The organism is Thermaerobacter subterraneus DSM 13965 (assembly GCF_000183545.2).
In the GTDB taxonomy this organism is placed as follows: domain Bacteria; phylum Bacillota; class Sulfobacillia; order Thermaerobacterales; family Thermaerobacteraceae; genus Thermaerobacter; species Thermaerobacter subterraneus.
On record NZ_JH976535.1, the window covers coordinates 1,185,013 to 1,198,853 of the forward strand.

Annotated in this window: 9 protein-coding genes; 7 read left to right on the forward strand and 2 right to left on the reverse strand. The window is 69.7% G+C overall.

Annotated elements, in window-relative coordinates:
* The first annotated feature begins 1 nt into the window (after position 1).
* The 3 genes from THESUDRAFT_RS04930 (at position 2) to codB (ending at position 5,407) form a co-directional block, all read left to right on the forward strand.
* Positions 2 to 2,344, forward strand: a complete 2,343-nt coding sequence (locus THESUDRAFT_RS04930) for a xanthine dehydrogenase family protein molybdopterin-binding subunit (RefSeq protein WP_006903640.1) — start codon at positions 2 to 4, stop codon at positions 2,342 to 2,344.
* 388 nt (positions 2,345 to 2,732) lie between these two features.
* Positions 2,733 to 4,007, forward strand: a complete 1,275-nt coding sequence (gene codA / locus THESUDRAFT_RS04935; protein WP_006903641.1) for a cytosine deaminase — start codon at positions 2,733 to 2,735, stop codon at positions 4,005 to 4,007.
* 44 nt (positions 4,008 to 4,051) lie between these two features.
* Positions 4,052 to 5,407, forward strand: a complete 1,356-nt coding sequence (codB, locus tag THESUDRAFT_RS04940) for a cytosine permease (RefSeq protein WP_006903642.1) — start codon at positions 4,052 to 4,054, stop codon at positions 5,405 to 5,407.
* Positions 5,408 to 5,530: 123 nt separating this feature from the next.
* Here the strand turns inward: codB and THESUDRAFT_RS04945 are convergent, their stop codons facing one another.
* Together THESUDRAFT_RS04945 and THESUDRAFT_RS04950 are read right to left on the reverse strand one after the other, a co-directional pair.
* Entirely contained in the window at positions 5,531 to 6,817 is a 1,287-nt protein-coding gene (locus tag THESUDRAFT_RS04945; protein ID WP_006903643.1) for a YlbE family protein, read from the reverse strand.
* A 127-nt stretch (positions 6,818 to 6,944) separates the two neighbouring features.
* Positions 6,945 to 8,966, reverse strand: a complete 2,022-nt coding sequence (locus THESUDRAFT_RS04950) for a succinyl-CoA synthetase, alpha subunit (RefSeq protein WP_006903644.1) — start codon at positions 8,964 to 8,966, stop codon at positions 6,945 to 6,947.
* Between the two features lie 331 nt (positions 8,967 to 9,297).
* Here THESUDRAFT_RS04950 and THESUDRAFT_RS04955 point away from each other — a divergent pair, with 331 nt between their 5' ends.
* The 4 genes from THESUDRAFT_RS04955 to arcC all read left to right on the forward strand — a co-directional run bounded on the left by THESUDRAFT_RS04955 (position 9,298) and on the right by arcC (position 13,830).
* Positions 9,298 to 10,641 (forward strand): uracil-xanthine permease family protein, encoded by a 1,344-nt coding sequence (locus THESUDRAFT_RS04955; protein WP_006903645.1) that lies wholly within the window; start codon positions 9,298 to 9,300, stop codon positions 10,639 to 10,641.
* An 80-nt stretch (positions 10,642 to 10,721) separates the two neighbouring features.
* A complete protein-coding gene (locus THESUDRAFT_RS04960; protein WP_006903646.1) occupies positions 10,722 to 11,795 on the forward strand; it encodes an oxamate carbamoyltransferase subunit AllH family protein in 1,074 nt (357 codons plus the stop codon).
* 102 nt (positions 11,796 to 11,897) lie between these two features.
* Positions 11,898 to 12,695 carry a cyclase family protein gene (locus THESUDRAFT_RS04965; RefSeq protein WP_006903647.1) on the forward strand — a complete coding sequence of 266 codons (798 nt, stop codon included), beginning with the start codon at positions 11,898 to 11,900 and terminating at the stop codon, positions 12,693 to 12,695.
* Positions 12,696 to 12,771: 76 nt separating this feature from the next.
* Positions 12,772 to 13,830 carry a carbamate kinase gene (arcC, locus tag THESUDRAFT_RS04970; protein WP_242823248.1) on the forward strand — a complete coding sequence of 353 codons (1,059 nt, stop codon included), beginning with the start codon at positions 12,772 to 12,774 and terminating at the stop codon, positions 13,828 to 13,830.
* Positions 13,831 to 13,841: the final 11 nt, after the last annotated feature.

Here is a 13,841-nt window from a genome sequence, read left to right on the forward strand (position 1 = left end):
GATGACCACCCGTTCCTTCGGCCTGCCGGTTCCGCGCAACGAGGACCCCCGCCTGCTGACCGGCCGGGGCCTGTTCGTCGATGACGTCCACCTGCCGGGCATGCTGCACGCGGCCGTCCTGCGCAGCCCCCACGCCCACGCCCGGATCCTCCGCATCGACACCTCCCGGGCCTGGGCCCTGCCCGGCGTCCATGCCGTGTGGACGAACCAGGACCTGGGGCCTTTGGCCGGGCCCCTGCCCCTGTTGATCCCTCATCCCACCCTGCGGGCCCGGACCCAGTACGCCCTGGCGCCGGGGGTGGTCCGCCACGTGGGGGAGCCGGTGGCCCTGGTGGTGGCGGAGAGCCGGTACCTGGCCGAGGATGCCCTTGATCTGATCGAAGTCGAATACGAGCCCCTGCCGGCCGTGGTGGACCTGGAGGAGGCCACGCGGCCCGGTGCCCCGCTGATCTACCCGGAACTGGGGGACAACATCGCCGCCCACTACGTGCAGGAACGCGGCGACTTCGCCGCCGCCATCCGCCGGGCGCCCCACGTGATCCGGGCGCGCTTCTCCCTGGAGCGGGGGGCCGCCTCCCCCATGGAAACCCGGGGGGTGGTGGCCCACTTCGATCGCCAGGAAGGCAGCCTGACGGTGTGGGACTCCACCCAGGCCCCCATCCCCATCCGCAACGGGCTGGCGGAGATGCTGGGCCTGCCCCAGCAGCGGGTGCGGGTGGTGGCCCCCGACGTGGGGGGCGGCTTCGGCTGCAAGGTGATGATGTTCTACCCCGAAGAGGTGCTGATCCCCTGGGCGGCCATGCGCCTGGGCCGGCCCGTGAAGTGGATCGAGGACCGGCGGGAGCACTTCGTGGCCACCAACCACGAGCGGCTGCAGATCCACGACGTGGAGGTGGGGTTCGACGACCAGGGCCGCATCCTGGCCCTCCAGACCGTGTTCCTCCACGACTGCGGCGCCTACACCGCCTACGGCCTGATCATCCCCATCGTGGCCGAGTGCACCCTGCCGGGGCCGTACAAGATCCCCCACTACCGGGCCGAGTTCAAGGCGGTGTACACCAACAAGACCCAGACCAGCCCCTACCGCGGGGCGGGGCGGCCCCACGGGGTCTTCGTCATGGAGCGGGTGATCAAGCGCATCGCCGAGCACCTGGGCCTCGATCCCAACGAGGTGCGGCGGCGGAACTTCATCCAGCCCCACGAGTTCCCCTACGATGTGGGCCTGATCTACCAGGACAACGCGCCCCTGGTCTACGACAGCGGCAACTACCCCGCGGTGCTGGAGAAGTGCCTGGAGCTCATCGAGTACGACCAGTGGCCCGCCCGGAAGCGGCAGTTCCAGGCCGAGGGCCGCTACGTGGGCCTGGGCGTGGCCTTCTACGTGGAGGGGACGGGGATCGGCCCCTACGAGGGCGCCCGGGTGACGGTGGAACCCAGCGGCAAGGTCTTCGTGGCCACGGGCGTGGGCACCCAGGGCCAGAGCCACGCCACCACCTTTGCCCAGATCGTGGCCGACCAGTTGGGGGTCGACCCGTCGGACGTCACCGTGGTGACCGGCGATACGGCCCTGTTCGGCTGGGGCACGGGGACCTTCGCCAGCCGTGGGGCGGTGGTGGCGGGGAACGCCTGTTACAATGCGGCGGTCAAGGTTCGGGAGAAGGCCCTCCAGGTGGCGGCTGGGCTTCTGGAATGCCGGCCGGAAGACCTGGAGCTGGCGGAGGGGAAGGTGCGGGTCAAGGGGGCGCCCCAGCGGGCCGTGGCCCTGGGGGACGTGGCCCGGGCCGCCAACCCCCTGCGGGGGACCATCCCGGAGGAGTGGGAGGGGCCCGGTCTGGAAGCCTCCGGCTACTTCGCTCCACCCCGGGGTACTTTTGCCGCCGGTTGCCACGCGGCGCTGGTGGAGGTCGATCCGGAAACGGGCATGGCCCGCTTCCTGCGTTACGTGGTGGTCCACGACTGCGGGAAGGTGATCAACCCCCTTGTCCTGGACGGGCAGATCCACGGGGGCGTCGCCCAGGGCATCGGCGGCTGCTTCTACGAGCGGCTCGTGTACGACGAGCACGGCCAGCTGCTCAACGCCTCCTTCATGGACTATCTCCTGCCCACGGCGGCCGAGATCCCGCCCATCGAGACGGCCCACGTCGAGACGCCCTCGCCCTTGAACCCCCTGGGCATCAAGGGCGCGGGGGAGGCGGGGGTGATCCCCGTGCCGGCCCTGTTCGCCGACGCCATTGAAGATGCTCTGAAGCCCTTCGGCATCCGGGTCGACCACATGCCCATCGACCCCAACTGGCTAGCGGAGCGGATCCGGGAGGCGCGGGTACGGGTGCAGGAGGCCGGTTGAATCTCCGTAGGGCGGCACCTCTGCCCCGAAAGGCAGGTGACGAACGGCGGCGGGCTGTTGCGGGGCGAATCCCCGTAGGGGCCCGCCGCCGTTGGTTCGCCAGGGCACGGTTCTGGGCGGTGACTGGCGGCCTTGTCGGGACCTGGGTTCCTGGATGCCGACGGGGGCCGTTGCCGTGGTGACGCCGGAGTGGCAGGAGCTGCCGGTGGAGCCGCCCTATGCACAGAACACAAATAGCCATGTCGATGTTTGGTCCGATTTTACGTAGGTAGTGCAGACGAATATACGGTAACCGTCCAGACAATCACGCCCTGTGTCGTATTTCGGAATGAGGTTTCAGTGTTGAAGCTGTGTGTTGCGGCGGAACTGGAATGGGAGGCGGGGGAAAGTGGACACCGTCATCAAGCATTGTAAGCTCCGGGACCGTTCCGATCTCGTCGATATTGCCATCCGGGACGGGATCATCGCAGCCATCGAACCTCGGTACGAGGGCCCGGCGGGAAAGGAAATCGATGCTGCGGGCCGCCTGGTGATACCGCCATTGGTCGATCCGCATCTGCATCTTGATGCTGTGCTCACCGTCGGGCAGCCGCGCTTCAACGAGAGCGGAACGTTACTAGAGGGCATCGCCATCTGGGCCGAGCGCAAGGCCATGTTGACCGAAGAGGATATCATTCGCCGGGCCACGGAGGCCGTGCGTTGGGAGGTGGCCCAGGGCGTCGGGTTCATCCGTACCCACGTCGACGTGTGCGACCCGAACCTTACCGCCCTAAAGGCTCTGCTGCAAGTGAAGGAACGGGTGCGTCACCTTTGTGCGATTCAGATCGTGGCGTTCCCCCAAGAGGGTATCCTTGCATATCCGGGCGGTCTCGACCTCATGAGGGAAGCCTTACGCATGGGTGCCGACGTGGTCGGCGGGATTCCTCATTACGAGTATACCCGCGAAGACGGGGTGGCCAGCGTCCATGCCGCCTTTGACCTGGCGCTTGAGTTTGATCGTCTTATCGATATTCATTGTGACGAAACAGATGATCCACACTCGCGCTTTGTTGAGACAATGGTTGCACGGACCATACGGGACGGTTTGGAAGGGCGGGTGACGGCGAGCCATACCACAGCCATGGGATCCTATAACGACGCATACGCCTTTAAATTGATGCGTCTCATGGCGAAGGCCGAACTCCACGTGATCACCAATCCGCTAGACAACATCATCCTCCAGGGCCGATTCGATTCCTATCCGAAGCGACGTGGTTTGACTCGTGTTAAGGAACTTCTCGAGATGGGTGTCAACGTGGCCACAGGTCATGATTCCATCATGGATCCGTGGTACCCCCTTGGCATGGGAAACATGCTACAGGCTGCATGGTTGCTGTTGCATGTAGCGCATATGAGTGGTCGTACGGAGATGAAGAAGGTATTCGACACCATCACGGACAATGCCGCTCGGTGCCTAGGAATTGCGCACGAGTACGGCATTGGGGTTGGTAATCCTGCCAATCTCGTCATCCTTGACGCCGTCGACGAGATCGATGCTTTACGGCGCCAGGCGGTGGCACGCTATGTACTGCGCCGCGGACGCGTTGTGGCCGAGACGGTACCATCGCAGAGCCGCGTATACGAAGCGAGCGGCGACGTACGAGACGTTACCTTTCGGATGTAGCATTCGGATCAATCATCCCTGACTGGGGAGAGGGGTGCGTGGGTATGAACCGTGGAACGGGTGTGATGCAAGACGGGCGAAGCAACAAGGGTCGTGTGGACCCCGATTTCCCGCTCACTCACGTTCCTGCAACGGCACGGCAAGGACTATGGTCGGTAAGCATCATCCTCCTTGGCTTCACCTTCTTTACACCAACCATGCTCGCGGGAGCGCGCTTGGCCACGGCCTTCCCCTTCGCAGAACTCGTGCAAATCATCATCTTTGGCAGCCTTCTTCTCGCAGGGTATGTTGGCGTGCTCAGTGCGATCGGGGCGCGTACCGGCCTCACCACGGTGCTGATGAGTCGCTATACGCTCGGCCACTATGGGGCGAAATGGGCGGATCTGCTTCTAGGAGGCACCCAGGTAGGTTGGTATGGTGTGACGGCGGGCGTCATGGGGTCACTGCTGGCGGTGGCCTTGGGTGTGGGGTCGGTTATCGGCATAAAGATCCTGGTGGTTCTTGCAGGGGTGCTCATGGGCATCACAGCCTATTACGGCTACAAGGGTATGGAGCTTCTTAGTGCCGTATCGGTTCCCCTCTTGCTCATCATGGCAGCATGGGTCACTCTCCGCTCCGTCGCCGAAGTAGGAGGGTGGACCGGACTGCTTGCCATGGAACCTCAGAACTCAATGTCGTTGGCTGCAGCGATTACCGTGATCGTCGGTACCTTCGCCAGTGGGGGTACTCAAGCGCCGAACTGGACGCGGTTTGCCCGTTCGGCTGGTGTTGCGTTCTGGGCTGCGCTGATCGCCTTTCTTTTAGGGAACGGCGCGATGTTGTTCTTTGGTGCCGTGGGAAGCACGGCTTACCCAGCCTCTCAGGGAGACTTCGTCAACATTTTGTATGAAATGGGACTTATCGTGTGGGGTGTGATTTTCCTTATTCTCAATCTGTGGACGACGAATGATAACGCCGCATATGCGTTTGGGGTAGCGGGCGCCGAATTCTTCAATATACCGAATAAGAAGCCTTTCGTTGTGGCCGGGGTGGCCACCGGCACGCTGTTGGCCGTTCTAGGCATCGATCAGGCCCTGATCCCATGGCTAGTTGCACTGGGTGTGCTGATTCCACCGTTGGGTGGGACGATTATAGGAGACTACTTCTTCGTGTGGAGGCAGCAACTTCCGAGGCTTGACTGCGTTCAATTTCGGGCAGTTCGCTGGGACGCCGTTCTGGCCTATCTGCTTGGGACGGCGGCCGCCCTGTGGAGCAGCAGTGCCGGTATTCTAGTGCCTCCCCTGGTGGGCATCGTAGTTGCTGCTCTGGCGGTGCCTGCACTTCGGGCCGTTTTCCTTGGTTTGGGGCGTGCACAGGAGCATCGGATTGCTGAAGAGCCCATCGCGCCGGAACCAGCGTGACACCAAGGCAAGGTCTACGAGAGAAAGGACAGCGGGATGCGCAAGGGGACGACTCCGGCGCATCCCGCTGGTACTGCTCCCGTCCTGCTGGGGCGCGGTGGGGTCGCCTGCGCCTGTAACATGTCAAGTGGTCGTGGTGTCTTGTCCGGCAGGGCTGACTGCTTCGGCGAGTGCCACGATGGCCTCCTCGAAGCACTCCATGGGCGGTTCCACGAGCCCCGCGCCGATCTGGCCCACCCCGGCCTCCTTGTGGGCGATGCCGGTGTTGACGCGGGGCAGGAGGCCCGTTTCCACCACCTTGCGGATGTCGATGCCCGTGGGAGTGCCCCGGAAGTCCAGCACGGGGATGCCGAAAGCCGGGTTTTCCCCAACCGTGATGGCGTACATGTCCAGGGTCGCCTGCAGGGCATCGCGGGGGCTGCCGCCGACGAACTGGACGATGGCCGGCGCGGCGGCCATGGCGAAACCGCCCAGGCCGGCGGTCTCGGTGATGGTGCTGTCCCCGATGTCGGGATTGGCGTCCTCGGCCTTGAAGCCCGGGAAGTACAGGCCCCGGGGCACGCGGGAGGGAGCGGTGAACCACCGGTCCCCCAGGCCGCTTACCCGGATGCCGAAGTCCGTTCCGTTCCGGGCCATGGCGGTCACGAGGGAGCAAGCCGGGATGCCGTGGGCGGGGTCCATGGTGGCCTTGCAGGCGGCCATGACCAAGTTCAGGGCGAACATCTCGTTGGCAGCCAGAAAGTCGAAGACCTCCGCCAGCCGGTCCCCGAGCCCCGGCCGGCCGGCCCCGGCGCTCCGCGCCAGGGCGGGCGCCAGGGCCCGCAGCAGCAGGGCCGACCCCGCCTTGTTGCGGTTGTGGCCCTCGTCCCCCATGTGCAGGGCCTGCGCGATGAGCATCTTGAGGTCCAGCCCGCCGGGCAGGGACTCCAGGGCCGCCGCCAGGGCAGGGCCCAGCACGTCCCGCATCCAGGCCAGGCGCTGCAGCACTTCCTCGCCGTAGGCCCCGTAGCGCAGGACCTTGCCCAGCCCCTCGTTCAGGTTGCAAAAGGCCCGGTTGCCGAAGGTCCGGTTTTCCACCACCCACACCGGCATGGAGGGGGTGGTGACCCCGGCCATGGGCCCCACCGCCTGGTGATGGTGGCAGGGTTCGAAGCGGATCTGGCCGCGTTCGACCAGGGCGGCGGCCTCGGCCTCCGTCCGGGCCCAGCCTTCGAAGAGGATGCCGCCGATCACGGCGCCGCGCAGGGGGCCTGACATCCGGTCCCAGGTGATGGGCGGGCCGGCGTGGAGGATTACGCCTTCCGTCAGGCCGGGCACCACCCGGCCGGCAGGGGCTACGCCCACCAGCACCGGGTGGGCCTCCAGGATGCGGCGCAGGGCCTCGGCATTGGCAGTATCGACCTGCGACACGGCGCTCACCTTCCCGTGGATTGTCCGTGCGGCTGCCCAGGGCGCCCGCGGCGGGGGGGTCCCGGCGGCCGCGGGCTCGCGGCGGAAACGGGGCCGGCAAGAACCGGCCCAAGGCCGGCCGGCTTTTTCAGCTGCGCAGCCGCCGCAGGGCTTCCAGCAGCCGCGGGTTGCCCCCGGCCGGCGGGCGCCAGTCCACGTGGACCACCGGCACCTGCTGCTGGGCCAGGCTCTCGGCGAAGAGGGGCACGCCGATGTTGACGGCCACCACGCCCTGCAGCAGGTTGCCGGGGAGGGCGTCCCCGCGCGCCGTTCTGGTGCCGGCGGTGGTCCCGGTGGGCGGGGTCTGATCGGGTCCGGCGGTGGCCGGCAGGACGGCATCCCCCCGGGGAGCCAGCCAGCGGTGCAAGCCGGCCGCATCGATGGTCCGGCCGGCGGCCAGAGCCGCCACACACCCCGCCAGCAGCGCGGCCTCGGCGTGGAAAGGCAGGACCACGGCCCCGGCCGCCTCCAGGCGCCGGGCCTGTTCCGCCAGGCCCTGGGGATCCGCGCTCGTGCCGCAGAGGGCGACGACCACCACCAGGTGGCGGCCCGAGGCTGCCGCCGTGGCCCGGGCGTCCACGATGGCCGGGGCCAGCTCGCCCGCGGGGTCGGGATGGGCGCCGTAGCCCAGGACCACATCCAGGAGGACCACGGCCACGGCCGGATCCCGGGCAGCCATGGCCAGGTAGCGCAGCCGGGTCTCGGCGTCCAGCATGGGGTGGAGCCGGCCGGTGGTGAACTCGTCGGCTCCCAGGTCCAGCAGCAGGTGGGTAGGGGGGACGGGCTCCCCGGGCCGGTAGGCGGCCCGGCCGGGGAGCGGGGCGTTGGAGGCCACGGGCCCGGCCAGGTGTTCCACCAGCCCTTGTCCCTCATAACAGAGGGTTCCGCCGCCGTACAGGCCCCAGACCCGGCGCTGGTCCGGGTGGAGCCGGGAGGCCAGCCGGCGGGCCCGGGCCAGCAGCTCCCCGGCTTCGATCTCCGCCTGCCGGCCGGCACCGGGCGATCCGGTCGACCCCGCCGGGCCGCCAGCGGCCTGGGGGGCCGCATCCCGCGTCCGGGCGTCGTCAGCCGCCACGGCCGCCGCGGCCCGGGCCGTAGCGGCCAGGGTGGGGCAGGGCTGGTCCGGCTCGCCGAGGAAGTGAACCACCACCGGCTTGCCGCAGGTGGCCAGGACCTCCAGCACCTGCTGCTTGACGGCCGGCGACGGCGGTTTCGACAACGCCACGATCAGCCGCGTGCCGGGGTCGCGGGCCAGGGCCGCCACGGCGGCCCGGAAGGTGGCACCGCCCACCGCCTCGTGCAGGTCGCGGCCGCCGGTGCCGATGGCGTGGCGCACGCCCACGCCCAGGCGATCCAGCTGGCAGGCCACCTCCTGCAGGCCGGTGCCCGAGGCGGCGACGATGCCGGCGGGTCCGGGCCGTACGGCGTTGGCGAACCCCAATCCCGTCCCCGCGACCAGGGCGGTCCCGCAGTCGGGGCCCATGAAGAGCAGTCCCCGGCGGGCGGCCTGCGCCTTGAGGGCCACCTCGTCATCCAGGGGGACGTTGTCCGAGAAGCAAAAGACGTGCAGGCCCAGGTCCAGTGCCTCTTCCGCCACCCACCGGGCGAACCGGCCGGGCACCGAGATCAGGGCCAGGTTGGCGCCGGGCAGCAGGGCCACGGCCTGGCGCAGGGTGCGGGGCGGCGGACCCGTAGATTCCCGGACGCCGGGTCCCGGGACCATAACTTGAGGGGCCTCTCCCTCCGGCCCTGGGGGGACGAACCCGGCCGCCTCCGCCGGGCGGCCGGCGGTGCCCCAGGCACCCGGGCGCTGCCGCAGCAGGATGTCGACCTGGCCCAGCGCCGCCTCAAGCCGGTCCGGGTCGGCGCCGCGGACGGCGACCACCAGATCGCCGGGGCCTGCTGCGGCCCCCGCCTCGTCCAGCAGGCCGGCCATGGCGAGAAGCTGCTTGTTGGCCGCGGTGGCCATGACGGCCCCGGCTTCTTCGATACCCGGCATCTCCCGCAGGCGCCGCTGCAGCTGCATCAGGGTGATGGAGTCGAAATAGGCTCCCGGGCGGACCAGGCTGCGGACGAGCCCGGCCTGCCCGGGCGGTGGCAGGGTTGTCATCGGGCCGCGCCTCCCGTGCCCCCCTGCGTGGGGCGGTGCGCCGCGGCGACCGCCCTCCGCAGGGGCTGGTGGGATCCCCTTTCCCCGGAGGAGCGGTCCGATCTTTGGTGAAAGCCACACAAACTGTCCTGGAGGTGATTGCGGAACGGCAACAAAGGCGGCGAACCGTTCGGGGCGAACGCATGGTCGCCAAGAGGAAGTCTCCTCCCGGTGCCGAATGGCGCCGGAAGTGCGCCCCTGGGCCGCGCCCGCGGCGGGCGCGGCCCAGGGGCGGCGGGTTCTTCCATCATGTAGGGGAGGTGCCGGGCATCTCCCAGGGGGGCGTTGCGTAATGGCGGCAGAGCGGGAACGGGTGGTGGGGTATCTCCCCCAGGACCGGCCGCCCTTCGGCGCACTGGTCAGCCTGGGCTTCCAGCACGTGCTGACCATGTTCCCGGCCACCGTACTGGTGGCCATCCTGACGGGGTTTGACGTGGGGGTCACGCTGTTTGCCTCGGGCCTGGCCACCATCGTGGCCGTGGTGGGTTCCCGGGGCCGGATCCCCCTCTACTACGGCGGCAGTTTCGCCTACATCGCCCCGGTGCAGTCGGTGGCCCAGACCTGGGGGCTCGCCGTGGCCCAGGTGGGCGTGGTGGCCACGGGCGTGCTGAACGCCATCTGCGGGTGGCTCATCCAGCGGGCCGGCAAGGCCCGGCTCGACCGGGTTCTGCCGCCGGCGGTGACGGGGGCGGTGGCCATCGTCATCGGCATCGCCCTGGCCAAGACGGCCATGGACATGGCCTCGAAGAACTGGGGCATCGCCCTGCTGACCCTGGTCCTGACCATCCTGTTCTCCGTGTACCTGCAGGGGCGGGGGCTCCTGGGCATGCTGCCCGTTCTGCTGGGTGCCGCCTGCGGCTACGTGGTGGCGGCTGCCACCGGCCACGTGGACTTCACCCCGGTGCTGGAGGCCCCGTGGTTCGCCCTGCCCAGGTTCCAGCTGCCGGCCTTCACGGCGCCCGGCGCCTGGCAGGCCATCCTGGCCATCGCACCCATCGCCATCGCCACCATTCCCGAGAGCACGGCCCACCTGTACCAGATCAGCCTCTACATCGACCGCCTGGCCGAGGAGAAGCGGCAGCGCCCGCTGCGCATCAAGAACCTGATCGGCCTGAACCTGATCCTTGACGGCCTGGCGGACATCGTGCACGGCATGCTGGGGGCGTCGTCGGGCACCAATTACGGCGAGAACAACAGCCTGATGGCCATCACCAGGAACTATTCCACGGCGGTGCTCATCGCTGCCGGCGCCATCGCCATGATCCTGGGCTTCTTCAGCAAGCTGTCGGCCCTGGTGGGCACGCTGCCCGAGTTCGTCACCGGCGGGCTGGCCATCTATCTCTTCGGCGTCATCGGCATGCAGGGCATCGCCCTGATGATGTCCGAGCGCGTGAACCTCTTTGACCCGCGGCAGCTGGCCATCGGTGCGGTGATCCTGGTGGTGGGCCTGGGCGGCAACGCCTTCGAGGGCGGCAACATTCCCATCTGGGGGATGAAGCTGCCGGCCATCGCCACCGCGGCCGTGGCGGGCATCCTGCTCAACCTGATCTTCGTCGCCTTCGACCGGAACCGCGCTGCGGGACAGGACGCGGGTGTAGCGGAACCCGCGCCCTCGCCCGCAGGGGGCGACGACTGAAGGCGGCGGGGCGGTGCCGGCCTTCGGGCCGGCGGCACGCTGCGGCAATGAGGGCCGGCTGGTAAGGGGGTGCCCGGGCGGTGGACGGCAGGCAAGCCGAAGCCGGCGGCCGGGTGCCCCCTCGGTTCACGGGCAGGGTGGTCGCGGTGCACCGGCAGGGTGTGTACGCCGAGGGCGTCGCCGGATGGGACGAACCCGGCCCCGGCCCCTGGTCCCCGGCTCCCCCGGCCTTCCCGGCCCCCCTTGCCCCGGTGACGGTCATCGCCCTGGGCGACGGCTTCTTGCCACCCGGCCCGTGGCACCTGCGCCTGCCCGCGGGACCCGGCAGCGTGCCCGCGCCACCAGCCAGCAGGACCCCGGCGCCCCATGACGGCGGCTGGCGGCGGTGGCTGGCCGCAGGTGACCCGGTCCGGTGGGGGCCAGCGGGTGGGCAGGCGGGCAGGGGCGGCGGAGCCGTGGCCATTCCACCGCCTGGCCTGTGGCGGCGGTGGTTTCCTCCCGGAGGGGCGCGGGGTGCGGCCAGGGCCCGGCGCCGGGCCGCGGCCGTGCTGGGCCACCTGCTGGCGGTCGCACCGCCGCCGGGCTGGAAGCGCCTGGCCCAAGCGGTGGCACAGCTGGAGAGGGCGGTGGCAGCGGGACGCTGGGATGAGGCGGCCCAACCAGCCCTGGCCCTGCTGGGCGCCGGGCCGGGGCTCACCCCCTCGGGCGACGACTGGCTGGCGGGCTGGAGCGCCTACTGGGCTTGGCGGGCCGGCGCCCGGCCGGGGAGGCCGGCCCCTCCGCCGGGGAGCCCGGCCTGGGAACCGGCCGCCGGCGGCGGGCCGGGCGGTGGTGGCGGGGGCGCCGCCTTTCACCGCTGGGCGGCCTGGCTCCGCAACGAGGCCGCCCGCCGGACGGGTCCCGTCAGCCGTGCCCTGCTGGATGCCGCGCTGGACGGCGAGCTGCCGGAACCGGCCGCCGGCCTGCTGGCCGCCCTCTGGTCCGGCGACGCTCCTGCCGTCCCCCGTGCAGCCCGCCGCCTGTTTCGCACCGGCCACTCTTCGGGGGTCGACCTGGCCTGGGGGCTGTGGATGGCCGCCCGCCGGGATGCCGGCGGGGACCACGCCCGCCAGGAGGGTGCCGGTCCTGCCCATGGCGAGAACGGCAGATGGTGAGCTCGACCCATTCCCGCCGCTTGTCCCTTGTGAACACAGCACAAAGGGTTCGCCCCGCCGTCACCCTAACCCAGCTCCGAACCGGGTAAAGGAGGCGCGCCGATGAACCAGCCCATCGTGCCTGTGGATCTCCGTCACGTCGAGCTCATCGATCTGTCCCATCCCTGGGGCGTGAACACCCCGGCTTTCGCCGGGTACGACGGCCCGGTGGTCAAGTGGATCAAGCGCCCCGCCTTCGACCGGGTGGGTGGGCAGAAGATCGAGACCACCTTGCACGTGGGGACCCACCTGGATGCGCCCATCCACTTCATCACAGGGGGCAAGGACATCGCCAGCCTTCCCCTGGACCGCCTTTTCGGCCCGGGGGTGGTGGTCGACATCAGCGACGAGGTAGGCGACTACGACATTTACACTCCCGAGCACATCACCCGCAAGGTGGAGGTCCGCAAGGGCGACATCCTGATCATCCACACCGGTTACCACCACTACTACAACCACGGCGACCGGCCCGACGAGGAGCGGTACTTCTGCAAGCACCCCGGCCCGACCCGGGAGTTTGCCGAGTGGGCCCTGTCCATGGAGCTGCGCTGGATCGGCATCGACGCCGGTTCCGCCGACCACCCGATGAACACCGTGATCCGCAAGCTGCGCCCCGACCTGGCCCGGGAGGCGGAGCGGAAACTGGGCCGGCCGCTGGACGAGATCTTCCCCGACCACGAGTTCCAGCTGATGCACAACTTCCTGTTCCCCCACGACCTGGTCCACGTGGAGAACGTGGGCGGGGACATCGACCGGGTGCTGAACCAGCGGGTCTGGATCGGCTGTTTCCCCTGGAAGTTCGAGGGCGGGGAGGCGGCCTTCTGCCGGGTGGTGGCCTTCGTCCAGAAGCAAGGGGCGTAGGACCCGGCGGCCTCCGGCCGGCGGGCGGGGCGACGGAGGGGCAGGGCCGATGAAGGGGCTTGGCGGGAGAAGGGGCGTGGCAGGTGTGAAGGGCAGGCAGGCCGCGGAAGCCGGACCCGTCTCCGGTACGGACGAGGGCAGGGAATCGCGGCAGCCGGGGGCTGACGGGGGGACCGGATGCGGGGCCGGTGGGCCCCTCTGGGTGGTGGCCCTGGGCGGCAACGCCATCCTGCGGCATGGACAGCGGGGCACCTACGAAGAACAGGCAGCCAACCTGGCGGCCACCGCCGGGCAGCTGGCCACGCTGATCGCCCGGGGGGACCGCCTGGTCATCACCCATGGCAACGGCCCCCAGGTAGGCAACCTGCTGATCCAGCAGGAAGAGGCCGCGTCCCGCGTCCCGCCCCTGCCCCTGCATGCCTGTGGCGCCATGACCCAGGGACTGCTGGGGTTCATGCTCCAGCAAGCGCTGGAGCGGGCCCTGGCGCGGCGGGGCATCCGGCGGCCCACGGCGGTGCTGGTGACCCGGGCCCTGGTGCATCGGGACGACCCGGCCTTTGCCCGTCCGGACAAGCCCATCGGTCCCTTCTACCCCGAGGACGTGGCGCGGGCCCTGGCCCGCGAGCGGGGCTGGGTGGTGGCGGAAGACGCCGGCCGGGGCTGGCGGCGCCGCGTGCCGTCGCCTGATCCCGTGGCCGTGGCCGAGGTGGCGGTGGTGGCCCAGCTGGTGGCGGCCGGTGTCACCGTGGTGGCCGCCGGCGGTGGCGGGGTGCCCGTGGCGGGCGACGAGCCGGTGGACGCCGTGGTCGACAAGGACCTGGCCGCGGCGCGGCTGGCGGTGGCGCTGGATGCGACGGGCCTGTTCGTCCTGACGGACGTGGAGCACGTCGCCCTTGATTGGGGCACCCCCCGGGCCCGGCCGCTCCAGCGGGTCACCGCTTCCGAGCTGGCTGCCTTCCGCGACGCAGGCCACTTTGCGGCGGGTAGCATGGGGCCCAAGGTGGAGGCGGTGCTCCGCTTCGTCGAGGCCACGGGCCGCCGGGCGGCCATCGGCCCGTTGGAGCGGGCGATGGACGTGGTGGACGGGCGGGCCGGCACCCAGGTGGTGCCGGCCACGGCGGCCACCGTGGCCTGAGGCGCGGGGCC

Bases quoted from the DNA above. Each gene is read 5' to 3' on its own strand.
- THESUDRAFT_RS04930 (WP_006903640.1), top strand. From the start codon at position 2: ATGACCACCCGTTCCTTCGGCCTGCCGGTTCCGCGCAACGAGGACCCC.
- codB (WP_006903642.1), top strand. From the start codon at position 4,052: ATGAACCGTGGAACGGGTGTGATGCAAGACGGGCGAAGCAACAAGGGT.
- THESUDRAFT_RS04950 (WP_006903644.1), bottom strand. From the start codon at position 8,966: ATGACAACCCTGCCACCGCCCGGGCAGGCCGGGCTCGTCCGCAGCCTG.
- THESUDRAFT_RS04955 (WP_006903645.1), top strand. From the start codon at position 9,298: ATGGCGGCAGAGCGGGAACGGGTGGTGGGGTATCTCCCCCAGGACCGG.
- THESUDRAFT_RS04965 (WP_006903647.1), top strand. From the start codon at position 11,898: ATGAACCAGCCCATCGTGCCTGTGGATCTCCGTCACGTCGAGCTCATC.